The organism is Paenibacillus hamazuiensis, from assembly GCF_023276405.1.
GTDB classification, from domain to species: Bacteria; Bacillota; Bacilli; order Paenibacillales; family NBRC-103111; genus Paenibacillus_AF; species Paenibacillus_AF hamazuiensis.
The window spans coordinates 5,560,672-5,586,242 of the sequence record NZ_JALRMO010000001.1 but is presented as its reverse complement, the minus strand read 5'-3'; the positions used below and the strand labels follow the sequence as shown (position 1 = coordinate 5,586,242).

At 56.5% G+C, this 25,571-nt stretch carries 10 protein-coding genes and 2 pseudogenes; all 12 read left to right on the top strand.

The window, feature by feature from the left end:
* Window positions 1–68 precede the first annotated feature (68 nt).
* The 12 genes and pseudogenes from MYS68_RS24285 to MYS68_RS24230 all read left to right on the top strand — a co-directional run bounded on the left by MYS68_RS24285 (window position 69) and on the right by MYS68_RS24230 (window position 25,463).
* Window positions 69–2,369: a helix-turn-helix domain-containing protein gene (locus MYS68_RS24285; protein WP_248931001.1), complete on the top strand. Its 2,301-nt coding sequence runs from the start codon at window positions 69–71 to the stop codon at window positions 2,367–2,369.
* Complete coding sequence (locus MYS68_RS24280) at window positions 2,366–3,904, top strand: extracellular solute-binding protein (protein ID WP_248928310.1); 1,539 nt, start codon at window positions 2,366–2,368, stop codon at window positions 3,902–3,904. Before MYS68_RS24285 ends, MYS68_RS24280 begins: the two co-directional genes overlap by 4 nt.
* Window positions 3,905–4,260: 356 nt before the next feature.
* Window positions 4,261–8,649, top strand: a pseudogene (locus MYS68_RS38930) (pectinesterase family protein); the annotation flags it as partial.
* A pseudogene (locus MYS68_RS38925) lies at window positions 8,641–9,912 on the top strand (pectate lyase family protein); the annotation flags it as partial. The pseudogenes MYS68_RS38930 and MYS68_RS38925, both read left to right, overlap by 9 nt.
* 81 nt (window positions 9,913–9,993) lie before the next feature.
* Window positions 9,994–11,790 (top strand): S-layer homology domain-containing protein, encoded by a 1,797-nt coding sequence (locus tag MYS68_RS38920; RefSeq protein WP_248931000.1) that lies wholly within the window; start codon window positions 9,994–9,996, stop codon window positions 11,788–11,790.
* Window positions 11,791–11,911: 121 nt separating this feature from the next.
* The gene (locus MYS68_RS24260) at window positions 11,912–12,772 is read left to right on the top strand and encodes an MBL fold metallo-hydrolase (RefSeq protein ID WP_248928309.1); all 861 of its coding nucleotides are present in this window, start codon (window positions 11,912–11,914) and stop codon (window positions 12,770–12,772) included.
* 83 nt (window positions 12,773–12,855) lie between these two features.
* Window positions 12,856–14,055, top strand: coding sequence for a M24 family metallopeptidase (locus MYS68_RS24255; RefSeq protein ID WP_248928308.1), 1,200 nt, complete (start codon window positions 12,856–12,858; stop codon window positions 14,053–14,055).
* A 559-nt stretch (window positions 14,056–14,614) separates the two neighbouring features.
* A complete protein-coding gene (locus tag MYS68_RS24250) occupies window positions 14,615–15,322 on the top strand; it encodes a futalosine hydrolase (protein WP_248930999.1) in 708 nt (235 codons plus the stop codon).
* A complete protein-coding gene (locus MYS68_RS24245) occupies window positions 15,319–16,149 on the top strand; it encodes a 1,4-dihydroxy-6-naphtoate synthase (RefSeq protein WP_248928307.1) in 831 nt (276 codons plus the stop codon). Before MYS68_RS24250 ends, MYS68_RS24245 begins: the two co-directional genes overlap by 4 nt.
* Window positions 16,150–16,297: 148 nt before the next feature.
* Window positions 16,298–19,354, top strand: a complete 3,057-nt coding sequence (locus tag MYS68_RS24240; RefSeq protein WP_248928306.1) for an ATP-binding protein — start codon at window positions 16,298–16,300, stop codon at window positions 19,352–19,354.
* An 11-nt stretch (window positions 19,355–19,365) separates the two neighbouring features.
* A complete protein-coding gene (locus MYS68_RS24235) occupies window positions 19,366–20,520 on the top strand; it encodes a response regulator (protein WP_248928305.1) in 1,155 nt (384 codons plus the stop codon).
* A gap of 242 nt (window positions 20,521–20,762) precedes the next feature.
* Window positions 20,763–25,463: an S-layer homology domain-containing protein gene (locus MYS68_RS24230; protein WP_248928304.1), complete on the top strand. Its 4,701-nt coding sequence runs from the start codon at window positions 20,763–20,765 to the stop codon at window positions 25,461–25,463.
* Window positions 25,464–25,571: the final 108 nt, after the last annotated feature.

Sequence of the window (25,571 nt, the reverse complement as noted above, 5' to 3'; positions counted from 1 at the left end):
GATACAATATGAGCACATAACGGAAATCGATTTCATTCCGACTCGAACGGAAGGAACGAAGCCACTTGATGAAACGGCCGGCCCGCTATTATATCAAATTGGTTGTATGGTGCTTTATCGTTTCCTCGCTGCCCGTCATTTTGCTCGGTTTTTTTTCATATGCCAAATCGTCGGGCATCGTATTGCAGAAGGTGGCCGAGGAGAAGGCGCTCAATCTTCAGCAGACGCAGCTTAATGTGGAGCATACGCTGAAGGTGGTCGACCAGGCGGTAACTCATTTTCTCGGTTCGGGACTCGTAGGAGACGCTTTGAACGAACCGCTGCAACCGGATCAATATCAAATGTTCAACGAGCTGAAAACCGAAATGAACAGCCTTCAGCGGCTGGACAGCGGAATTGGCGACATGTATCTGATCAGCACGGCCGGCAACTGGCTCATTCACAACGAGGGGCTATTCCGGCTCGATGCCTGGTCTGCGGCCAACCCTGTGGTCAAATGGCCGGACCTCCCGCTTCCGTCCGCTTGGGTGACAGGAGGCGATTTGCCTTCCCCAAGTGCGGAGGACTGCGCGACGATTGTGAATCTGGTGAAAAAGCTGCCGCTAACCGCCTATAAAAGCAGCGGCATGGCCGTCGTGCAAATTCCGGCGTGCCGCCTCGGCCGTTTATTTTCGGCCGGCAGCGATCAGGAGGCCTTGGTCATTCTGGATGAGAATGGCGCGGGTGTTTTTCGCACGGGCTTCATCTCCGAAGGGCTGGAACCATCGCTGAAGCGGTCGTCGGCCCTTTTTTCGCCGGGAAGTTCCGGGGGGTTCGACTTGAACGTCGGCGACAGCCGGCTCGTCGTGACATACCGGAAGTCGGACTACAACGGATGGAGTTATTTTTCCGTCATCACCGCAGACCGTTTGACCGCGCCGGTGCGCGAAATCCGCTGGTTTACATTTTACATATGCCTGGGACTTCTGATCGTATTTATCGTCTTGTCCTGGTACGGGTCGAGGAGGCTGTACCGCCCGATTTACGATATTTACAGAAGTGTCGTCTCGCGCCAAAGGACCGGCACGGAGAAGCTGGTGGACGAAATTCAGTTCATCGGGGAGCAGGTTCATGCGCTGTTTGACACGAAACAGGAGCTGGAAAGCAAGCTGCGCAGCCACACGGAAACGCTTCGCGCCTTCTTCATGGCCAAGCTGTTTCTGGGCGGGATGAAAGAGGAGGAAATCGCGGAGCGGCTGGAGAGCTTCGGCATGCGCAGCGATTTTCCGGCGTTTTGCGTGCTGGCGCTGCAAATCGGCAGCTTGTCCGGCACGCGTTTTCAGGAAAAAGACTGCGATTTGCTGTTATTTTCCATCAATAACATAGTCGAAGAACTGCTGCCGGAGAACGTCAGACTTCAGCCGATCGTGCTCGGCCGGTTCCAGTTGACGGTGCTGAACGGCAGCGGGCAGTTGGACGGAGATGCGCTTGCGGCTGCCCGTACCATTCGGAATCAAATCAAGGACATGCTCGATGTGGACGTTAAAATCGGCATCAGCCGTACCGGCGCCCGTTGGTCGGAGCTCCCGGAAGCTTATGAGGAAGCGCTTGATTCGCTGAAACGGGGCTCTGCGCTTGGGGAAGCCGACATCGTGCGGTTTTCCGATTTGGGCGGGACTGAAGCGCTGCGTTTCAGTTATCCATATGCGCTGCAGGAGGAGCTGTTTGACGCAGTGAAGCTGCAGGACAAGCTGCAGGCGGAGCCGCTTTTGGAGCGGCTGGTGCAGGAAATTGTGCGTGGCAATGCCCATCCGTACGATGTGCAGTTCAACGCATTGCGGCTCTTGATGAACCTGCTCGGGCTTGCCGGCGTTTTCTCCATCCAGCTTTATACACCGATCGAGCAGCAATCGCTGTTCGATCAACTGTTCAAACTCGACATTGCCTCGGAAGGCGCGGAGTGGTTCCGGACCAAGCTGATCGCGCCGCTGATGGCACTTATCGACGAGCAGTCGGAAGCGCGTTATCTGGCGATTGCCAAGGAGCTCGTCAAAATCGTTCACGAGGAATACGATACGGATTTGACCATCGAATCGTGCGCCGACCGGCTCCACTACAATCCCGGCTATCTCAGTTCGATTTTCAAGAAAAGCATGGGTATTCCGTTCAGCGCCTATCTCGCTCAGCACCGCCATCAGCTCGCCCTCCGGTGGCTCCGGGAAACGGATATGACGATCAAGGAGATCGCGGAAAAGCTTCGTTACAACAACCCGCAAAACTTTATCCGCTCGTTCAAAAAAACGCAAGGAGTAAGCCCGGGCAAATTCCGCGAACTCGAAATACGGCAAAGTGCCGACGACGGACTTGCTTCGAAAGGGGGAGCCGGATGACCAAGCATCAATGGCCGGGACCCGGAAAAAAAGCTTGCGCGGCAGCCATCGCCTGCGCCATGCTGACCGGCTGTACGTTCGGATCCGGCGGCGCAAGCGGCCCTGGGGGCAGCATGAATACAGGCGACCTGAATGCCCGTCCGTCGATCAGCATGATGCTCGATTTAACGGACAGAGAACCGCCGAAGGATACGCTGATCCGGCCGCTGGAGGTATTGACGCAAACCCGGCTTGCCTTCAACTGGGTTCCGGACAACATTTACACCGATAAAATGGTGTCGGCCATCGCAACGGGAGCGGTCCCCAAAGTCATCCAGGTGAGAGCGGCCGATCTGAAGCACCCTGCGGTCGTTAACGGCGTGCAGGCCGGGCTGTTTTGGGAGATCGGCCCGCTGCTGGGGGAATATCCGCTCATCAACCGGTATATGAACAAGGCGATTGCGGCGAACAGCACCTATTTCGGCAAAATGTACGGTCTTTATCTGGAGCGTCCCCTTTCCCGTCAAGGCATACAGTACCGGAAGGATTGGCTTGACCGCCTCGGTCTGCCGGAGCCGAAGACCCTGGAAGATGTATATACCGTGCTTAAAGCGTTCACTTATAACGATCCTGACGGCAACGGCGAACAGGACACCTACGGACTGATTGACCGCAACGATCCGGTGTACGGCGCATTCAAAAACATCGCCACTTACTTCGGGACTCCTAACGGATGGGGGATGAAAGACGGCAAGCTGACTCCGGACTTTATGAGCGCAGAGTATATGAATGCGATGAAATTTATGAAGAAGCTGTACGACGAGAAGCTGATGAATCCCGATTTTACCGTCACGAGCAAAACGCAGCAGGAAAACCGCTTCATTGCCGGAGAGGCCGGAATGATGATCAGCAACGTGCTCGCCGCTTCCATCCAGAGCCGCCTGCAGGAGACGAACCCTGACGCGAAGGTCGAAATCCAAAACCGTATTCGCGGCCCGAAGGGGGAGCGGGCATGGGGCGGCACCGGCATCGGGGGACTGCTTCTTTTTCCGAAAGCGAGCGTTAAAACGGAGTCCGAACTGAAGCAGGTGCTCGCTTTTTTCGAAAAAACGCTGTCGAAGGACGTGAACAATTTAATCACCTACGGGATTAGGGACCGCCACTACAAGCAGTTGGATGCGGACACCATTTCCGTGCTGCCCGGAACGAAACGCCTGCGCGAGCAGGAAGTGGAGAGCTACGCCAATGCGCTTAGAACGTTCGATATTCAGTATTTGCGTCAGGGGCAGATCGGGGCTCTGCAGGAGAAAATAATCGGCATCATCAAGGACAACGACAGCATTGTCGTCGGCGACCCGACCGCTGCCTTCGTTTCCCGGACGCAAGCGGAAAAAGGGACCGGCCTTGCGGACATCGTCACCAATGCGACGTACGATTTTATTTTGGGCAGGCTGGATGAAGCCGGGTTCCGCCGGGAGCTGGAGAAGTGGCGCAAAGAAGGCGGCGACCTGATCATCGAGGAGATGAACAGGCAATATGCCGAATTGAACAAGTGAATAGACCGCTGGAAATGGACGAGTGAGAACCCCTTGTTTGGCTGGTAAAGAGCCGATAAGGGGTTTTTGTGCTGCGGGTTAAATTAAGCTGATCGCGGAAAGAGAAGCCGATCGGGTGTTATTGAGGCGGATGTACTTCTTTTAGCCTTGCATGACTGCAGGTTAAATAAAGTTCGTTACTCCAGCGCTGCCGGGCTGTTGGGTAATCATGGAACTTCAGCGGAAATGATTATAGCGGATGGCGGGAGCTGCCTGCATACTTAGGAATACGGTCAAGCCCGTTCAAGTATGCCGCGCGGTCCGGACTGCGTCAAGTATGGGAGGGATGTATAGGGAATTGTTATAAAGCGCTTTCAATGAGTCTGCTTCGCAAAATGACGATTGGGAGGAAACGTACGGCAATGAAACGCATGACAAGAATGAAAAAATGGATCAGCACCGCCATGGCCGCGCTGCTCGTGATCACCTCCGTGCCGCTGTACAGTGATACGGCACGCGCGGCGTTGACGGCGCCGGCAGGCTCTACGCTGCTGTTCGGCGAGGATTTTGAGGGTGCGTATGCGGATTCGGCCGCTTTGGCGGGTCCGGGGAGCGGGGCTGAAACAATCGCGGGGTTTACTTCGCTGCTGTCGGGCATCAATACGAGCGCCGATACGATTGCGATGACCACCGATGCGACGCTGAATTCCAAGGTGCTGAAATTCACGGAAAATAACGCTTCGTCTTCGGCGTTGGTCGGAGTTAAGAAAGCTTTTTCCGGAACGGGTATTTCCGCCGGGCAAATTACCGTAGAGTACGATTTTAATTTGTCCAATGTGACAAAAAACAGCTATTTGCTGCAGGTTTTGGATACAAACGACAAAGTTATCGCCGACATTCAAAACAAGAACAATCCATCCTCGATTCTTAGCAGCGGCTGCAGCGGTTCGGGCACCACCATCAGTTGGTATAGCGAAAGCAATACATTTTGTCCGTTCAGCGCTCCCGGCGGCGGTACGATGACCATTTCCAACAGCACATGGTATTATCTGAAGGCGGTATTGGATCTCGATAATCAGAAGGGAAGTTATTATTTGAGCACAACGGCTGCTCCATCGGCAGTCATCGGTCAATTGCTCAATCAACCTTTTAAGAATGCCACCGGCTCTACGGCGTTGAAAACGGTCCTGATTGCAACAAGAGGCGGAAACGGTACTCCGTGGACTTTATCCGTCGACAACATCCTCGTTTACAAAAAAAATCCCGCGCCAAGCGCTCCGGCCGACCTCGTCGCAGCGGCGGGAGATGCGAAGGTTGATTTAACCTGGAATACGGTAACCGGCGCGACTTACTACAGCGTCAAGCGGGGTACGGCGAGCGGCGGGCCTTACGCGACGATCGCCCCCAGCGTGACGGCTTCCGGCGGTGCAGCGGCAGCGTCTTATTCCGATACCGCCGTATCGAACGGCAATACGTATTACTACGTCGTTACCGCTTCCGACGCTTCGGGCGAAAGCGCCGATTCCGCCGAAGCGAGCGCCACGCCGGCAGCGCCGACGACGGTGCTTGCGCCGACAGGGCTGACGGCTGTTTCGGGCGACGGAACGGTTTCCCTCAGCTGGAACAGCGTGACCGGGGCAGCCTACTATAACGTCAAGCGCAGCACGATAAGCGGCGGACCCTATACCAATCTGGCCAAGGTCAGCGACGCGACTTCCTACATAGATAATTCGGTTGTGAATAACACGTCGTATTTTTATGTCGTAAGCGCGGTGAAAGGGGCCGTGGAAAGCGCCGACTCCGCCCAGACAGTGGGCAAACCGGGCGTTTTCCTGATCAACGACGATTTTGAAACGAGCACCTTGGGCGATACGCCGGCCGGATACGTTTCGATTGCCAATGCGGCGGACGTTTTGATTAACAACGTAACCGTGATTAACAATAACAATTTGACCAATAAATATTATTCCCCCACGGAAACGGCGCCGGCCAACAATAAATCGGCGGCGATTCCGGGCAACTCGACCAATGTGCTGTGGATTAACGACAATGCGAACGCCAGCCGGAGAGGGGGCTTCACCAATGCCTTCGCTGCGGTATCGGGCAAAGCCGGTCTTACCGCCGAACTTGATTTCATGCAGCCGAAGGTGATCGGGGACTCCTATCCTTTGGAGCTGGTCGACAGCTCCGGCAAAACGGTGCTTTCGTTCAGCGTGACCAATCTCAGTGCGCTCCTCGCAGCCAAGATTCAAGGGGCAAAGATCGAGGCAAACACGTGGTACAAATTGAAATTCGTCGCCGATACGGGAACGAATTCGGCGGATGTGTTCATTAACGGAGAGTATTACGGGAACAACAAGTTCAGCACTCTCGATACGAATATATCGAAAATTCAGGCAAGAACGGCAGGCACGTCCACGGGCAGCATGTACGTGGACAATGTGAAAGCTTATAAGCTGGGCGTTGCTACGCCGCAAAACTTGACGGCCGGCGGGGCTGACCGGAAGGTCGAACTCACCTGGAATGCGGCCAGCGGCGCGGATTCTTACAACGTATACCGGAGCGACGCTTCCGGCGGCACGTATACGAAGATAGCCGGCAGCGTTTCGGCGAACAGCTATACCGATACGGGACTCACTAACGGCATTACATATTACTATAAAGTAACAGCGGTCAAGGCGAACGGAGAGAGCGATTACTCCAATATGGCGGAAGGCATACCGAACGATGTGAAGCCTCCTGCAGCGCCTGCGGCGGCGGCGATTACTGCCGATGTCAGAGACAGCCAAATTGGCTTGAGCTGGAGCCCGGTAGAGAGTGCCGTCTTCTATACGCTGCAGCGAAGCACGACGCCAAACGGCCCGTTTGTGCCGCTTTTGCAAAACGGACAGACGAAGCTGACGAAAACGACCTATCTCGATACGGGCTTAACCAACGGCACCGTGTATTATTATCAACTGTTTGCCGGCAATATGGGCGGTTCCAGTCCGGGCTCCGAGCTTGTGAAAGCGTCGCCGGCCGCGCCACTAGGCACTCCGGCGCTTCTCGGAGCCACACCCGGCAGCGGTAAGGTCGATTTGAACTGGACTTCGGTTACGAAGGCGACCTACTATAACGTCAAAAGAAGCACCGTAAACGGCGGTCCTTATACGACGATCGCATCCAATGTGAACGGAACGAGTTATTCGGATACGGGACTGGAAAACGGCAAGCCGTATTATTACGTTGTGACGGCGGCCAATCAATCCCAGGAAAGCATGATTTCGGGTCAGTTGAGGTCCGTTCCGTACGAACGGAAAGCCGGTACGCCGGGCAGCCCGGCAGGCTTTAAAGCGGCTGCGGACGAGGGCAGTGTGACGCTTTACTGGAACCCGGCGGATGGAGCGACCGCTTATAAGGTGCTCAGGGCTGCAGCAAGCGATGGAACGTACGATCCGATCGCCACAGTCAGTCAAGCGACTTATACGGATAAAAGCGTAACGAACGGAACTGCGTATTATTACAAGGTCTCGGCGGTGAACGCAAGCGGGGAAAGCCCGCCGACGGATGAAATCGCCGCGCTGCCGGCCAAAGTGCTTACCGTGGACCAAAACGCGGATCCGCATGCAGACGGTTTCGGCACGACGCTTTTCAGCACCATTCAAAGCGCCGTGGATACGGTCCCGACGAACAATACGGCCAGAACGGTGATTTATATCAAGCCGGGAACTTACACCGAGAAATTGACCGTAGGCAGCCCGTACGTCAGCCTGATCGGTGCGGGAATCGATGTCACCACCATCGTCTACGGCGATTATGCCGGAACGTCGTCGACGGTCGGCCAGCCCGGTCACACCGGCAGTACGTTTTCAAGCCAGACGGTCGCCGTCAATGCCGATCATTTTACGGCGGCCAATCTGACGATTGCCAACAGCGCCGGTCCGCGTTCCGCGGTTGCGCAAGCGGTCGCTTTGTCGCTCAAAAGCGATAAGGCCGCTTTCGAATCGGTCAAACTGACGGGGTATCAGGACACGTTGTATACCGGTTTGAACGCGTCCAAGCAGGGCAGGCATTATTTCCGCAACAGCATCATACAGGGCGACGTCGATTTTATTTTCGGAGAAGCGCCGACGGTCGTGATGGACAATGTGAAGCTGGTGCTTGTCAGCAATGCCTCCGGCGGCACTTCCGCAGGAGGACACATTACGGCGGGGGCGCAGAATGCAGACGATATCGGGTATGTGTTCCTGAATTCGCAAATCGTCGACGATACGTCCGCCCAAGGCACCTATGACTTGGGACGTCCTTGGAAGGAATATGCCAATGTCCGCTTTATCAACACGCTGATCGATTCGAAAAAATTCCTTGGCGCCGGATGGATTTCCGCGTGCGCAGGCGATTGCAAAGGTTACAGCTACAAAGAATACAACAGCTACGGGTCGGGGGCCAATCCGTCGGCACGGCAAATCGCTTCAATGATGACAGGCCAGGAAGCGAGCCTGACGATTCCGCAAATGTTTAAAGGATGGGATCCGACGGTTCCCGTCATGATGCCGAAGATGAATTATTTACCGGCGGTTACAACGACATCGTCCAATTTTGATAAAAATGCGGCGAACCAATCGGAAATACAGGTGATGCTGCAAAATAACGGCCAATTGTTCAAGAGCATCACGAGCGGTGCGAATACGCTGGGCTCGTCGGATTACAGCATCACGGGAAATGTGGTGTCGCTCAAAAAATCTTACCTGGCCGGACTGCCGGAAGGAACGACGAAGCTGGCATTTAACTTCGACTCCGTTTCCGTACCTTTGACGGTCAATGTGATCAATACCGACGCTTCGGACATCGGCAAGCAGGTGCTTGCCGCAAACGACGGCTGGGGATCCTTCACTACCGGAACGAAGGGCGGTTCCGCCGCGGATGCCGCACATATTTATACCGTGACGAAGCGCAGCGAGCTGATCCAGGCGCTCGGCGGCAACAACGGCACGAACGCCGCCAACGCCACGCCGAAAATCATCTACATCAAAGGAACGATCGACATGAATGTGGATGATAACGACAATCCGGTCGGCATCGATTACTACAAAGACCCGGCATACGATTTCAATGCTTACCTGGCCGCTTACGATCCGAAAGTATGGGGCACCGCATCGGTACCTTCGGGACCGCTGGAAACCGCACGCGCCAACTCGGAAGCGAATCAGGGCAATAGAATTAAAATTAATATCGGGTCCAATACGACAATCGTCGGCTTGCCGGGTTCGGGCGCGAAAATTCTCGGCGGCAACCTGATGATTCAAAACGTGGACAACGTCATCATCCGAAATATCGAGTTCCAAGACACGTTCGATTACTTCCCGCAATGGGACCCGACCGACGGAGAATCGGGCAACTGGAACTCCGCTTTTGACAGCATTACGGTGAAGGGCGCCACGCATGTGTGGATCGATCACAACACGTTCAGCGACGGGGACAACCGGGACGATTACGGGGTGAACTATTTCGGACGCCAGTACCAGCAGCACGACGGGGCGCTCGATATGACGAATGCGTCGGATTTGATTACGGTATCGTACAACTACTTCCACGATCACGACAAGCTGACGCTCGTCGGCGGAAGCGACGGCTATTCGGCGGACAGCGGCAAGGAGCGGATTACGTTCCATCACAACTATTACCGCAACGTATCCCAGCGTGCGCCGCGCGTGCGTTACGGTCAGGTGCACGTGTACAACAACTACTACGAAGGAACGTTGAACGATCCGAGCTATCCGTTCCTGTATACAATCGGTGTCGGATACGAGTCGCAGGTCTACGCGGAAAACAACTATTTTGCAATGGATGAGGGCACTTCTCCGGCAGCGCTCATTCAAGTGCTGGGTGGAACGACATTTACCGATGCGGGATCGATCCTGAATGGGACCGAGGTCAATATTACGCAAAGCAAGGGAGGCCTGAGCCCGGTTAGCTGGACGCCGACGCTGTTCACCAGGATGGATGCGACGGCGGATGTTCCGGGTATCGTCAAAACGCAGGCGGGCGCGGAAAACACGCTGCCTGAGATCCCGACGCAGACGCCTCCGGCCGCACCGGATGGGTTGAAGGCTGCGGGCGGCAACGCGGAGGTGAGCTTGAGCTGGAACGCAGTACCGGGAGCGGCGTCCTACAACGTGAAGAGAAGCACGACCAGCGGCGGAGCGTATACCGTGATTGCGAGTCAGTTGAATGCTAACGGCTACACGGACACGGGCGTGAAAAACGGCACGACCTACTACTACGTCGTGACAGCGGCGAATGAGGCGGGAGAAAGCGCGAATTCCGCTGAAGCGAGCGCGACGCCGACCGCGCCGCTGCAAGCTCCGGCATCCCCAAGCGGGTTGACGGCGGTAAAAGGAAACCGGCAAATAAGCTTAAACTGGGGCGCAGTGACCGGCGCCGCTTCCTATAACGTGTACCAAAGCCGGGCCAACAACGGGCCGTATGCGAAAATAGCCTCCAATGTCACGAGTCCGATTTACACCGTGACGGGTTTATCCAAGGATACGACGTATTATTATGTCGTAACCGCGGTGAATGCTGCCGGAGAGAGCGCCTACTCCAACCAGGCTTCAGCCAGGACGGAGGATAGCGGCTCCGGCAGAAGCTCAAGCTCGACGGGTGGAAATCCGGCTAACCCCGGAAATACCGGAACTAACGGAATTAACGGCAATAACGGGAACGGGACTTCCTCCTCCGCCAACGTAATACTTGACCCGGCTGACGATGCGAAGGTAACCCGGGAAACGACCGCTGACGGCAGAGCGGTAACGAGAGTTGCCGTGGATGCGGATAAATTGAACAAAGTGCTGTCTTCCGTTCAAGGAAGCTCCGTCATCACTTTGGAAATCAAGAGCACGGATCCTGTCGTCCAGGTAGATTTGCCTGCAAGCTCGCTGAGCGGGTCTGCCGAAAGCGCCTTTGCGGCCAAGCTGCAGATCAAAGCGGACGGCACGGCATATATATTGCCGGTCGGGCTCCTTAAAAATTTGACGAAAAACGGAGCCGTCAGTTTGACCATCTCCAGGGTATCGGGCAAAGCCGGCGAAGCTATCGAAGCGGCGGCCCGCATTACGGGAGCCGTACAGCTCGCAACCCCCGCCCAGTTCAGCCTGACGGCGGGCGGCGAAGAGGTGACCGATTTTGGCGGGGTTTATGTGGATCGTATTTTGACCCTGCATACGCCTGCGGACGATCCCGACAAGGTGACGGCGGTCTGGTTCGGCGCGAACGGGCAGCTGCACTTCGTGCCTGCGCTCGTGAACGGAGCGGAAGCGACGATACGTTCGCCGCACAACAGCATTTATACGGTTGTCCGTACCGGAAAGACGTTCGAAGACCTTCAGGGACATTGGGCCAAAACGGAAGTCGAGCTGCTCGCGGGCAAGCTCATTGTAAACGGCACAAGCGATAAGCTGTTCTCGCCGGATGACCGCATTACCCGGGCCGAATTTGCAGCACTGCTCGTTCGGGCGCTCGGTCTTGCGGATGCGAACGGTGCCGCCGGCGAATTTAAAGATGTCAAGCGCACCGACTGGTTTGCCGGTTCGACAGCCGCTGCCGTCAAGGCGGGTCTTGTTTCCGGCTTCGAGGACGGAACGTTCCGGCCGGATGCCGGCATAACAAGAGAGCAGATGGCGGCGATGATCGCCAGAGCCATGAAGGCGGGCGGCAAAGAAGTCGCTGCCGATCAAGCCGCGCTGGGCAAGTTCGCAGACCGCGCGGACATTGCGGACTGGTCGAGAGATGCGGTTGCCCAGGCTTTGGCCGCAGGCGTGATTCAAGGCACCAATGAGAACTTGTTCTCGGCAAAAGCGGATGCCACTCGCGCGCAAGCGGCGGTTATGCTGAAACGGATGCTGCAATTCATGCAATTTATCAATTAACCGAAAGTACTGTCCCAAGTCATCAAATGGCTGGGGCAGTCTTTTTTTCGCGTTTTGCATTTTGGGCGTCGAAGGGGTATTGTTATTTTTAAAGCGAAGGTCACCGGGGAGGGATTGGCGGATGACGGAAAAAAGGCGGCTCAGCACCAACGTGCCGGGCGATTTCTACGTAAACTCGGCCTGTATCGATTGCGACACATGCCGGCAGCTGGCTCCCGGCAGCTTCAGCGAAATCGGCGGTTATTCGGCGGTAACCCGCCAGCCGGAAAGCGAAGACGAGGTGCGGCGGGCGTTTCAGGCGCTGCTCGCTTGTCCGACGGCGGCGATCGGCAGCGAACGCAAGGAAGGGCTTGCCGCGGCGATGGACGATTTTCCGCTGCGGCTGCATGAGAACGTCTACTACTGCGGCTTCACCTCTGCAAAATCGTTCGGCGGCAGCAGCTATTTTATTCAGCGGCCGGAAGGCAATTGGCTGATCGATGCGCCGAGATGGATTCCGGCGTTGGTGCGCAAGTTCGAGGAGATGGGCGGCATCGATACGATTTTTCTCACCCACCGCGACGATATTGCCGATGCGGCACAGTATGCGGAGCGCTTTGGCGCGAAGCGGATCATTCACGAAGCGGAACGGTCCGCGCAGCCGGATGCGGAGCATTTTGTTCAAGGTACGGACCCGATCGATTGGGACGGGGATTTTCGCATCGTGCCGGTCCCGGGACATACGAAGGGGCATATCGTGCTGCTGTACCGGGAGACTTATTTGTTTACCGGCGATCATCTCGCGTGGGACCGGCATACGCAGGAGCTGGAAGCTTTTGACGATTATTGCTGGTATTCCTGGCCGGAGCAGACGGCGTCGATGGAGCGGCTCGCCGGCGAATCGTTCGAGTGGGTGCTGCCGGGTCACGGAGAGCGCGTGCGTCTGCCGCGAAGCGAGATGGCGGCAGCGATGGAGCGGCTTGTGCGCAGGATGAAGGGTTAACGGGCGGCGGGACCGTGGTTGTTCCGAAACCGGCTAAGCGGCGAGAGAATTGATGCGAAAGCTTGAGGGGGAGAGCGAGCGGTATGGAAAAGGCCGAATTTTTGGAGAGGATAAGCCGTTTTCAGCAAAAACTGCAGGCCAAGGAGCTGAGCGGTTTCCTCGTTACGCAAAACGTGGATATTTACTATTTGACCGGCTCGATGCAAACCGGTTATTTGTTCGTGCCGGCCGAGGGCGAGCCGATGTTTTATGTGCGCCGCAGCGTCGTGCGGGCGGAGGAGGAAGCGGCGGTCGCGGTCCGGCCGGTCGGCTCGATGCGCACGTGGGGGGAACGGCTTAAGGCGCAGTTCCCGCAGCTGCTTGCGGGCGGCGCGGACGGGCCGCAGCCGATCGTCGCCACCGAATACGACGTGCTGCCGGTGCAGCAGTTTCAGCGGCTGCAGCAGCTGCTTCCCGGCGTAATGTGGGCCGACGGCTCGATGCTGATCCGCGAGACGCGGATGATCAAAAGCGCGTACGAGCTCGACCGCATCCGCGAAGCGGCGCGGCTGATCGACGAAGCGCTGGAGCATGCTCTCGGCGTGCTGCGCGAAGGGATGGCCGAGTTCGAGCTGATGAGCGAGATCGAATATTTTATACGCCGAAGAGGCCATCTCGGCCTCATGCGGATGCGCGGTTACAATCAGGAGATTGTAACCGGCATGGTGGGCGGCGGCGCGGCGGCGGCGATGCCGACCTACTTCGACGGCCCGGCCGGCGGCCAGGGCTTGAGCCCGGCGAGCCCGCAAAGCGCCGGGCGCCGCAGCTTCAGGCGCGATGAGCCGATCCTGCTCGATATCGGCTGCTGCATCGACGGCTACGTGATCGACCAGACGCGCACCGCCGTGATCGGCGAGCTGCCGGAGGAGCTCGCCCGGGCTTACGCGGTGTCCGAGCGCATTTTGCGCAGCGCGGAGGAGCGGCTCCGGCCCGGCACCGTCAGCGAAAGCCTGTACGCGGCCGCGCTGGAGCAGGCGGCGGAGGCCGGACTAAGCGAGCACTTCATGGGCTATGCCGACGACCAGGTGAAATTTCTCGGGCACGGCATCGGCCTCGAAATCGACGAGCTGCCCGTGCTCGCCAAAGGCTTCGCCTATCCGCTGGAGCCGGGCATGGTCATCGCGATCGAGCCGAAGTTTACGTTTCCCGGGCGTGGCGTCGTCGGCATCGAAAACAGCTACGCCATTACGCCGGACGGCCTCGAGAAGCTGACCTTATCCCGGGAGGGCGTGCTTCGCGTGTAGGTAACCCGAAAAGGGCCGAACGAACGGGGGGCGGTTATCGGTGGTCGGCAGCGGTTCAGCGGTCAAAATAGAGGAACTGGCGTTCGCTAAAACGGCCAATTCGGGGGATTTGTTAAAATTAGAGGAACTGTGGTTCTCTATTTGTAAGTTTTACGGGCCGAAGTGCCGATTTTCGCCGAATTAACGCACCACAGTTCCTCTAAGTTGCGGAAGTGCCTATATTCGCCGAATTAGCGCACCACAGTTCCTCTAAGCTCCGGATTTATCCATATTCGCCGAATTAACGCACCACAGTTCCTCTAAGTTGCGGAAGTGCCGATATTCGCCGAATTAGCGCACCGCAGTTCCTTTAAGTTGCGGATGTCCCGTTTATTTCGGCGAAAGCGGCACGGATGTTCGTTATTAGTTCGGTCGGCCCGTCGCGATACCTCATCCGAATGACAATCGGGACAAGCTTCCGGGCTGGCCGTCTCCTGCACGGACTCGGTTGGATAAAGCGGACGGATTCACTATAATGGTAAGTAATGATTTTTTAAAGGTTCAAAGGGGAGTACGGCTTATGCATTCGGATTCGAAAAAAAGCACGCCTGCGGCAGGGCAAGATACGGACAGTCAGCCTGCAGAAAAGCGCGTGCTGATCGTCACCGCGGTGGACGCCGAACGCGACGCGGTGCTGCGCGGTTTGCGCGGCGCGAGCGGCTTCGACGTCGTGGCCGGCGGCGTCGGCCCGGCATCGGCGGCCGCCAGCACGGCATCGGCGCTCGCCGCCGGGGACTACCGGCTCGCGATCAGCGCCGGCATCGCCGGCGGATTCGCCGGCCGGGCGGACATCGGCTCGCTCGTCGTCGCGAGCGGGATCGTCGCGGCCGATCTCGGCGCCGAGACGCCGGAAGGCTTCCGCAGCGTGGACGAGCTCGGATTCGGCTCGGCCCGGTGCGATGTCGACGCCGAGCTGGCCGGCCGGCTGACGGCGGCGCTGCAAGCGGCAGGCTTGCCGGCCGTCCTCGGCCCGGTGCTTACGGTATCGACCGCAACGGGAACGGCGGCCACCGCCGATGAGCTGGCCGCCCGGGTGCCGGGAGCGGCCGCGGAAGCGATGGAAGGCTACGGCGTCGCCGTCGCCGCCCGGCAGCGCGGAGTACCGTTGCTGGAGATCCGTGCGATCTCGAACCGGGTCGGGCCGCGCGACCGGTCGGCCTGGCGCATCGGAGACGCGCTGCAGGCTTTGGAGGCGGCAAGCAAAATACTCGCGGAGGTGCTTACATGAAAATCGCTTTTTCACCTTGTCCCAACGATACGTTCGTGTTTCACGCCTGGGTGCACGGGCTCATCCCCGCCGCGCCGAAGCTGGATGTGACTTACGCGGATATCGATATTACCAATCATTTGGCTGCTAGCGGAACCGGCTTGGACGTGATGAAAATTTCGTATGCGGCGCTGCCTTGGGTGCTGAAGGAATACGCGCTGCTGCCGTGCGGCGGGGCGCTTGGCAGAGGCTGCGGGCCGCTGCTGCTGACGAAAGAAGCCGGGGCGGACCCGGCGGCGCTGTCGGGCAAACGGGTGGCGGTGCCGAGCGAGAGATCCACCGCGTATCTTCTGTTCCGGCTGTGGGCGGCGCAGCATGTGCCCGGCGGCGTAGGCGAAATCGTCGTCATGCCGTTTCACGAGATCATGCCGGCGGTGCGCGACGGCCGGTTGGACGCCGGCCTTGTCATTCACGAGGCGCGCTTCACGTATACGGCATACGGCTTAAGCCAGCTCGTCGATCTCGGCAGCTGGTGGGAGACGGATACCGGACTGCCGATTCCGCTCGGGGCGATCATCGCCCGCCGTTCGCTCGACCTTAAGGCGATCGAGGCCTGGACGCGCGCCTCGGTCGAATACGCGTGGGCGCATCCGGAGGCATCCCGCTCCTACGTGCTCAGCCACGCCCAGGAGATGGCGCCGGAAGTGGCCGAAGCGCACATCAATTTGTACGTGAACGAGTTTACGGCCGATCTTGGAGAGAGCGGCTACGGAGCGATTGCCGCGCTGCTCGGCCGCGCGATGCGCGAAGGCCTGGTGCCGGAGTTCGATCTGGCCGCCCTTCGCTAAAGCAAACAGAATAGGGACTGCTCTCAGGCGCAAAACATGGCCCGGGGAGCGGTCCTTTTTTTCTGCATCATCTTTATAGGAAATTGGAGGTTTATGTCGAATTATTTATAATTATTAGAATGGCGCTACTGGAACAAGAGGTGCATAAATGCGCAAAAACGCAGCGGCCGCATTAACGACGATATGCATTCTGTTTATTATATTTTTGGCGTTCGGGTCGGTATCGCCCGGAGGGGCCGACGCAAACCGCCCTGAGGCGGTAAAGGGGATCATGGATTTAACGGGCTGGGACTTTGCAGCTGACGGCATCGTGCGCCTCGATGGGGAATGGGAATATTACAGAAACCAACTGCTGACTCCTGACGACTTTGATCCGGCAAGACAGGACGGCGATCCGCCGAAAATGACGACTTACGTGCATGTGCCGGAAAAATGGGACCTGTACCCGGAGCAAGAAGGCTCTCCGAACGGCTATGCAACGTTTCGCCTGCGCGTAAAGCTGGGGGAAGGGAACGCGCGGACCTTCGGAATCCGCCCGACCAATATTAAAACGGCGCACACCTTGTACGTGAATGGACAGGAAATCGGAAAACGCGGCAAACCCGGAGCGAACTCGCCGGAAACGGTGTCGGTCAACGCGCCTTACGTCCGTTTTTTTACGGTGAACGGCAGCAGCGCCGAGATTATTGTGCAGGTCGCCAACTACCGGTATGCCGACGGCGGAATTACGCACCCTGTTTTTCTCGGCTATCAGGACGACATCGAGTTTTCCAGAGAGACCGCGGTCTCCATCGATTTGATCGCAGTCTCCGGATTCCTGCTGATCGGCGCATATTTCCTTGTACTGTACCGGATGAGGAGGCGCGAACGGGCCTGGCTCTATTTCGGCTTGTGCTGTATGGCAGTCAGCGTGTACGTGGCGACGCACGGCGAGAAGATCGTCACTATCTTTTTTCCGGACATGTATTACGAACTGACGATAAAAATCCAAACGCTCTCGGGCGCATTCGCCGAATTGTTTTTGCTGCTGTACACGAGGCGCTCCTTTCCGAATCTGTTCAAGAAAATCGCGATACAAGGGTTCGGGATCATTCTGGCCGTGCGGATCATGTTTACCTTGCTGACTCCCGCAACCGTCTACTCACAGGCCGAAATCCTCGTTTTCGCCTTATCGTTAGCCGACATCCTTTATGTCGTCTATGTGATGGCCGCCGGGGCGGCACGGAGAATGGAAGGCGCGGGTTATATGCTGATCGGAGCGCTTTCGCTGCTGACCCTCGATGTCGTTTCGATTTTGGACGTTGTGCTTACCGTGTCCGTTTATTCCATTCAGGTGGCCGCCTGGATAAGCTTCGCTTTGGCGCAGGTGCTGTTTTTGTCCAAAAGGTTCATCCAAGCGTTCAGCGCGGTGGAGCAGCTTTCAAAACGACTGCATTCGCTCGACCGGCTCAAGGACGAATTTTTGGCCAACACGTCCCATGAAATGAAAACGCCGCTGCACGGCATCATTAATATCGCCCAGTCGCTGATTGAGGGCGCCGCAGGCAAGCTGACGCCGCAGCAGGAGGAGAATGTGGCGATGATCGCGTCTACCGGCAAGCGAATGTCCAATTTGGTGGGAGATCTTCTCGACTTCTCCAAGCTGAAAAACGGGGAGATCCATCTTAAGCGGCGGTCCGTCGCCTTGCGTCCGGTCGTGCGGGTTATCTTCGAGATGTTCCGCCATTTATCCGGTGATAAACCGGTACGTTTCATCGAGCTTTTAAACGACAGGCAGTTCGTTTTTATGGACGAAGACAGACTGGCGCAAATCTTGAACAACCTGATCGGCAACGCGCTCAAGTTTACGGCCGCCGGCGAGATTACCGTTTCCGCACGCGAGGAAAACGGCTGGCTGGCGATTTCCGTAGCCGATACCGGTATCGGAATCCCGCCCGGCAAGCTGGAGGTTATCTTCGAAGCGTTCGAGCAAGCGGGAGGTGCGGTTGCGCGGGAATACGGGGGCACGGGGCTCGGGCTCAGCATCGCGAGACGGCTCGTGGAGCTGCATGGCGGCGTCATTTGGGCGGAATCGGAGCCCGGCAAAGGCGCGGTGTTTACATTTACAGCACCGCTTGCTCGTGAAGCGGATGATCGCCCGGCCGGGGCGGGAATGCCAGGGGCAAACGTGCTTCCGGTGACGGTCGATCGGGTGCCCGCTGCTGCGGATACGGTACGGCTGGAAGGAGGCAAAGCGTTTACGATTCTCGTTGCCGACGACGATGCCGCCAACCGTAAGGTGCTGCTGAATTTGTTATCGGTCGAGAAATATTCGGTCATTGCGGTTGCCGACGGCAAAGAGGTGCTGCTGCAGCTTGATTCGGGCAGACGTATCGATTTGGTGGTGCTCGATTTGATGATGCCCGGCTTGTCCGGTTACGAAGTATGCCGGGAGATCCGCAGCCGGCACTCTCTGTCTGAGCTTCCGGTTTTGCTGCTAACGGCAAGAAGCCGTCCGGAGGATATTATGGCGGCGTTCGACGCGGGAGTCAACGATTTTCTCAGCAAGCCGGTCGAGGCCGGCGAATTAAAAGCGCGAATCCGTACGCTGCTGGAGATGAAAAGGTCGGTCAGCGAATTGATCAATGCCGAGATGGCTTTCCTGCAGGCTCAGATCAAACCGCATTTCCTGTTTAACACGCTGAATACGGTCATATCGATCAGTCACACCGATGTCGGCAAAGCGCAGGATTTGCTGGCCGAATTGGGGCAATATTTGAGAAACAGCTTCGACTTCCAAAATCGCGAACAGCTGGTGCCGATCCGCAAGGAGCTGGAGCTGGTTGAGTCCTATCTGACCATCGAGCAGGCCCGTTTCGGCCCGAGACTGCATGTCGTCTACGATATCGAGGAACAGATCGGCGTGCCGATCCCCCCGCTGGTTATCCAACCGATCGTGGAAAACGCGGTGCGGCACGGGGTTACGAAGCGTCCGGAAGGAGGAACCGTGCGTATTGCCGCGAAATCCGGGCAAGACGGCATCGTGGTTGCCGTGGAAGATAATGGGCTTGGTTTTTCGGCGGAAACGAAAGCGCGTACAGGAGGAGTCGGGCTTGCCAATATCGAGCGGCGTTTGCGGACGCTTTACGGAACCGGTCTTGAGGTCGACAGCACGCCGGGTCAAGGTACGAAAGTGACGTTCCGCATTCCGAATTCAGTCAAGTGAGGTGAACGCGATTGCTGCGCGCAATTTTGGTCGATGATGAGCAGCCTGCGCTGGACTTGCTCGAAAAACTTCTGTCCGCAAGCGGACATATCGGAATTTCCGGGATGTTTACGAAGCCGGACGAAGCGGTGAAATGGCTCAAGAGGGAGACTGTCGACATCGTGTTTCTGGATATCGATATGCCCGGCATGAATGGGATTGAAGCGGCCGAGCACATGACGGCGATCGATCCCGGAATCGAGATCGTATTCGTGACGGCATATAACCAGTACGCTATCGACGCTTTTGAGATAAATGCGGTCGATTACGTGCTGAAGCCGATAACGGCGGGGCGGCTGGGCAAGACGGTTGAACGGATCGTATCGAGGCGGGGGACGCCGGCTGGAGGCGAATATACGTCGGCGGTACCTGCGGTTAAGTCCCACTTTCGCTGCTTTCGCCGGTTCGAATGGATTTGCGATCCGGACTCGTCGGCCGCAGTAAAGTGGAGGACGTCCAAGGAACGCGAGCTTATGGCGTATCTGGTCCATCACAGAAATACATTTGTCGCGAAAGAGAAAATTTTAGAGGACGTTTGGGACAGTTCGAATACGGAGCAGGCGGCTGTTTTTCTGCATACTTGCATTTACGGCATCAGGAAAAGGCTGGGCGGCATCGGCTGCAAGCACTTGCTGGAATTTAAGAACAACAGCTACCGCTTGGAGACTCGCGGGCTGCTGTGCGATGCGGACGAATTCGAGCGGATCGCCGGCGGTGGCGGATCGGTTTCCCCTGTCTCCATCGGCGAATTCGAGCGGGTTGCGACCCTGTATACAGGCGATTACATGGAAGAGGACGGATTCGTCTGGGCGTATGAGGCGCAGGTAAGGTTCAAGGACGCCTATATCGGGCTGATGAAACGGATGGCGGAGTGCTATTTGTCGATGAAAGCGCCGCGTGCCGCAGCTGACTGCTTGCGCAGCGCGCTCGAGAAAAATCCGTTTTTGGACGATGTCAACGAAACTTTGCTCAAGGTGTATGCGGACATGGGCGATCGGTTGTCCATGGTGAGGCATTACAACCATTTTACAAAGCTATTGCAAGAGGAGCTCGGGATTGCACCGCTTAAGTCGACGGTGCAGTTGTATACCCGGTTGTGCAGCGGCAGCGCCGACGAGGAGTCGTAGGCGTGTGTCGCTTTTTTTGTGCCTCGGCTTTGCTCAGAATTTGCTCAGATCGGCGTGATATGGTTAAAAAGTCATGCATCATCGGGAAAATATGACTATTTTCGACGAGAAAGGAGTTCATTTGCGGAAAGGAAAGGATTTTTCGGGCAACCGTAGACATTATGGTACTAAGGAAAGAGAGGCATAAAATCGATATGGCGAGTACAAGCAAGAGATTGATTTCTTGTGCAATGTTGTTTTTTATGATTTTTGGAATGATCGCTCCGTTTGTCTCCAAACAAGCTGCTCAAGCGGCGACAACAACCAAATGGGCGACGTTCAAGTACGATGATTTTGGCGACCCCAATCTAGGCAATGTCTTGGCTTTAAATGGATCCGCCAGCGTTGTCACCGACCCGCTTGTCAGCAGCGGACCGGTGCTTCGGCTGACATCAACGCAAAACGGATATGACGGCTTCTATAACACCCCGGGATCCCCGGGATCTTACGGAAGCGTATTTAGCAAGCAGAGAATTTACAATCAGAATAACTATTCTTTCAGCACCTATTTTTCCTTCCGATTTACGGGTCAAGGATTCGCAACAGGTTTTAATAACCCGACCTATAATCCTTCCTTGCTGGCCGGCGCGGACGGCATTACATTTACCATTCAAACGGTACAAAGCAATGTGGGCTCACCCGGAGGTGGGATGGGGTACTATGGCATTACGCCCAGCTTTGCGGTGAAGTTTGACACCTACAAAAATCCGGAATTGAGCGATCCTAGTGACAGCTATGTCGGACTTGCCCAAAACGGCAGTCTGACGAACACATCAGGCCGATATAATAATCTGCTCTCGACCTTGGGCTATAAGCTCAAAGACGGATCGGTTTACGACGTCTGGATTGATTATGACGGCACCAGCAAGAACATAAAAGTATATATGAATAAAAACTCGAACGACCGCACTGCCGCTACGAAAGTTTTGGACGTGAACAACATTAATCTGGGAACGATTTTTACGAATCAACCATCCGTCTATGCCGGATTTACGGCTTCGACCGGTGGCGCTTGGGAAAATCATGATATCCTGAATTGGTATTTTACCAACAAGCTGGATTCAATTGATACCGATACGTATACGTACATGCAAGCTCCCGCGACAACAACTGTTTCAACAACCGCTCTCACGCAAAACGGCAAAACGCAATTGACGGCGACGGCGAGGGATGCCGGCGGAAATCCGGTTGCCGGCGTACCGGTTACCTTTAAGCCGGATAGTGGGACGATTGAAGACGTTAGTGGAAATCCGGTTACGTTGCCAGTTGTTACGGATGCTAACGGAGAGGCGACGGTTATCTTGAACATGGGGTCTACGCCGGTATCATCCCCAGGCAATGTAAACGCGATCAGCGAGGGGGGATCGTACGGCACGGTGGCGATCCCTTCATCCCCCACGTCGCTGACGAGAAGCAATGTGACGGATACCGGGGCTACCCTGATCTGGACTGCGGTGAGCGGAGCAACCTCGTACAAGCTTTATGAAAACGGAACTCTGCTTACAACGGTCACCGGTACAACGTACGGCTTAACGGGCTTGACTCCAGATATAAGTCGCGATTATACGGTGACGGCGGTCGCCAATAACGTACAATCGGCTCCGTCAACGCCGGTGAGTGTAACGACGTTGTTATCAACCCCACCGGCGCTAACGGCGGACGCATCAAACAACGATACGGCACATGCCATCGATATTACGTTTACAGATATACCGGCTTGGCGAGGAGTGGTTTCCGCCGTATATGACGGCGGTACACCGCTCGCTTCGTCGCAATACACCTTGAGTGCAGGCAAGATTACCATCAATGCGGGAGTGCTCGGTGTCGGTAATCACAATATTATCGTGAAAGCGGCCGGATACGCGGATGCGAACGTAACGCAACCGATTAATGCGGCAGCAACGCCGCCATCCGTTCCGACCAACTTGAGTGCAAGCAATACGACGGAGACGGGGACGACCCTGACCTGGGACACAGTCACCGGAGCAACTTATTATAACGTATATATGAACGGAACGTTTATAGCGAAGGTAACGTCGGGGACAAGCTACAGCGTAACGAACCTGTCGTCGGCGACCGCATATAACTTTACGGTGAGCGCGGCGAATGCGGACGGCGAGTCTGCGAAGTCGACGCCTGTTAATGTGACGACGTTGGCCCCGAAAGCGGCGCCATCCGTTCCGGCCAACTTGATTGCAAGCAATACGACGGAGACGGGGACGACCCTTACCTGGGACACGGTCACCGGAGCAACTTATTATAACGTATACATGAACGGAACGTTTATAGCGAAGGTAACGTCGGGAACAAGCTACACCGTAACGAACCTGTCGCCGGCGACCGCATACAGCTTTACGGTGAGCGCGGCGAATGCGGACGGCGAGTCTGCGAAGTCGCAGGCAGTTAACGTGACCACGACGGGACTCGCTGTCGAAGGTCTGCTTTCCGACCAGGGAGACCAGGTGCTGTCGGTAGGGGATACGCTGCAGTTGACAGCGAAAGCCGTCTATTCGGATCAAAGCATCCGGAAGGTCGATGACGGCGTCACTTACAGCTCATCGGATCCATCCGTCGCAACGGTCGATTCGAACGGCGTTATCACGGCAAAAGCGCCCGGGACGGTCACCATCACGGTTTCGTTTGGCGGTAAGTCGTATTCCGTAACCATCACCGTTCAAAGCGGGGAGCCGCAAATTACGCTTCAGCTTGAGGCAACTCCGGAATCCGTTGTAGGGGACGGAAAATCGCAGCTGAAGCTGAAGGCGAGCGTCGCCTCGTTAAGCGGCAGCCCGGTGGCCGGCGTTACGATCGCATTTCAGGGAATCGGAAATTCGGCGAAGTCGGCAGTGACGGATGCGAACGGTATTGCCGAAGCTGTATTTACCGCACCCGCCATCGAGAGCATCGTTCCCGTACATCAGATGGTCACGGCCACTGCCACCGACCCGGCAACGGGTTTGCTCGCGCAGCGAAGCATCTCGGTGAATTTCATGCCGGCCTCCGTGAAAGGCGTACTCATCGACAAGGTGACGGGCAAGCCGATTGCCGGCGCCATCGTATCGGTACTGGCGGATTTTGACGGAGACGGAACGGCGGATTTCTCCCAGGAGGTCGTTACCGGAGCGGACGGTTCGTATCAGATCAACGTGCCGCGCGGCAATTGGAACTATACGCTGAATATCCAAACTCCCGTACAAATCGGCGGTCAAACGGTATGGATGAATACGACGCAAACCGCACATGTCGGCGCATTAAATGGAGTAGGCGATGAGATCGCTTCGGAGAACAAAATCAGCGGGAAGCTGTCCGTCGCTTCCGCCGGCTCGAACGGCGCGACTACGGTTGAAAACTTGTTTGGAGCGGGAAATGTCAGCGTAGCCGTGAAGAGCAAGGACGGCAGCGGCTTCGATCGGCAGGTTACGATCAATTCGGATGGAAGCTTCAATGTAGACGGTGTGCCGCAAGGACAATATGTTCTCGCGTACCGGATCAAGGCGCCGGACGGAAGCCTGCTCGCGGGTCCGGCGGCAACGGTAACCATTAACCAAAACGGGGAAGTCAGCATCGTATATTCCTTGATCGACCCGTACGGAATCGTAACCGATTCGTCTAACGGCCGGCCGATCAGCGATATTGACATGAGATTGTATTGGGCGGATACCGAGCTCAACAGACAGAACAAACGTACACCGCATACGCTCGTCAATCTGCCGGAGCTTCCTAAATTTGCTCCCAACCAAAATCACAATCCGCAAATGACGGATGCCAGCGGGGCTTATGCGTGGATGGTTTACGGGGATGCCGACTATTACATTGTCGCTTCCAAGGGCGGTTATTCCACTTACAGCACACTGGAAGCAAGACCGACGGTGCCGGCCGAAGCCGGATCAGACAGCTACATTCAAGACGGCATTATTCACGTGGGACAAAGTTTGGTATCGCTCAACTTCAGCATGAAGCCGAAAAAATCCGGCTCGTCCGGCTCGTCAGGTTCGTCCTCCGCGTCCGGAGGCAATTCCGCTTCGGCTCCGGCCAATTTGTCCTCGGGCAGCGTGACCCAGACAGGGGTTACATTGACATGGGATGCAGCAGCGGAAAATGCCACGTATAACGTTTACGACAACGGGAAGCTGATTGCTTCCGGCATTGCGGGGACAAGTTACAAGGCGGAGGGGCTTGCCGCCGGGACGAGCCACAGCTTCACGGTGACGGCCATCATCAATGGCGTTGAATCCGCGCCATCGGACGCAGTAAAAGTAACGATGCCGGAGGAAGCCGACAAATCCAAGCAAGGTAAGCATGAAAAATATATCGAGGGTTACCCGGACGGTACGTTTAAACCTGACCGGGATATCAGCCGAAGGGAAATTGCGGCGATCCTGAGCAGAATTTTACACTTGGCCGCACCCGCTTCGGAGGAATCCGGCTATTCCGACGTAACGGAGTCCGATTGGGGCCTCCGGTTCATTGCAGCCGTTACGAAGCAAGGAATCATGCTCGGCTATCCGGACGGAACGTTCCGCCCCGATCAACCGATTACGAGAGAAGAGCTGGCCAGTGTAGCGGCTCGTGTAAAAGGTTTGAAGAGCAGCGGGAAGGATTCATTTACCGATACGGCGGACAGCTGGGCAAGAAATGAGATTGCTGCCGTAGAAGCGGCAAACGTGATGAATGGCTATCCGGACGGATCTTTCCGCCCGAAAGACAATACGACCCGTGCGGAGACGGTGACGATCATGAACCGGATCATGGAACGCGGTCCGCTCACGGGAATTACGGTTCCGACATGGGCGGATGTGAACCCGAGCCATTGGGCCTTCGCCGACATCGAGGAAGCTTCTGTCGACCATCAATACATCACGGAAAACGGTGTGGAGAAACGGACGGGAGAGACCCGGGAATAGTCTAAACAAGCTGACAAAAAGAACGCCTTTCGATTGCCTATTGGCAAAACGAAAGGCGTTTTTGCGTCGCGAAGCAGGGCGATTCGAGCCTGCCCCGCCTTGGCGTCA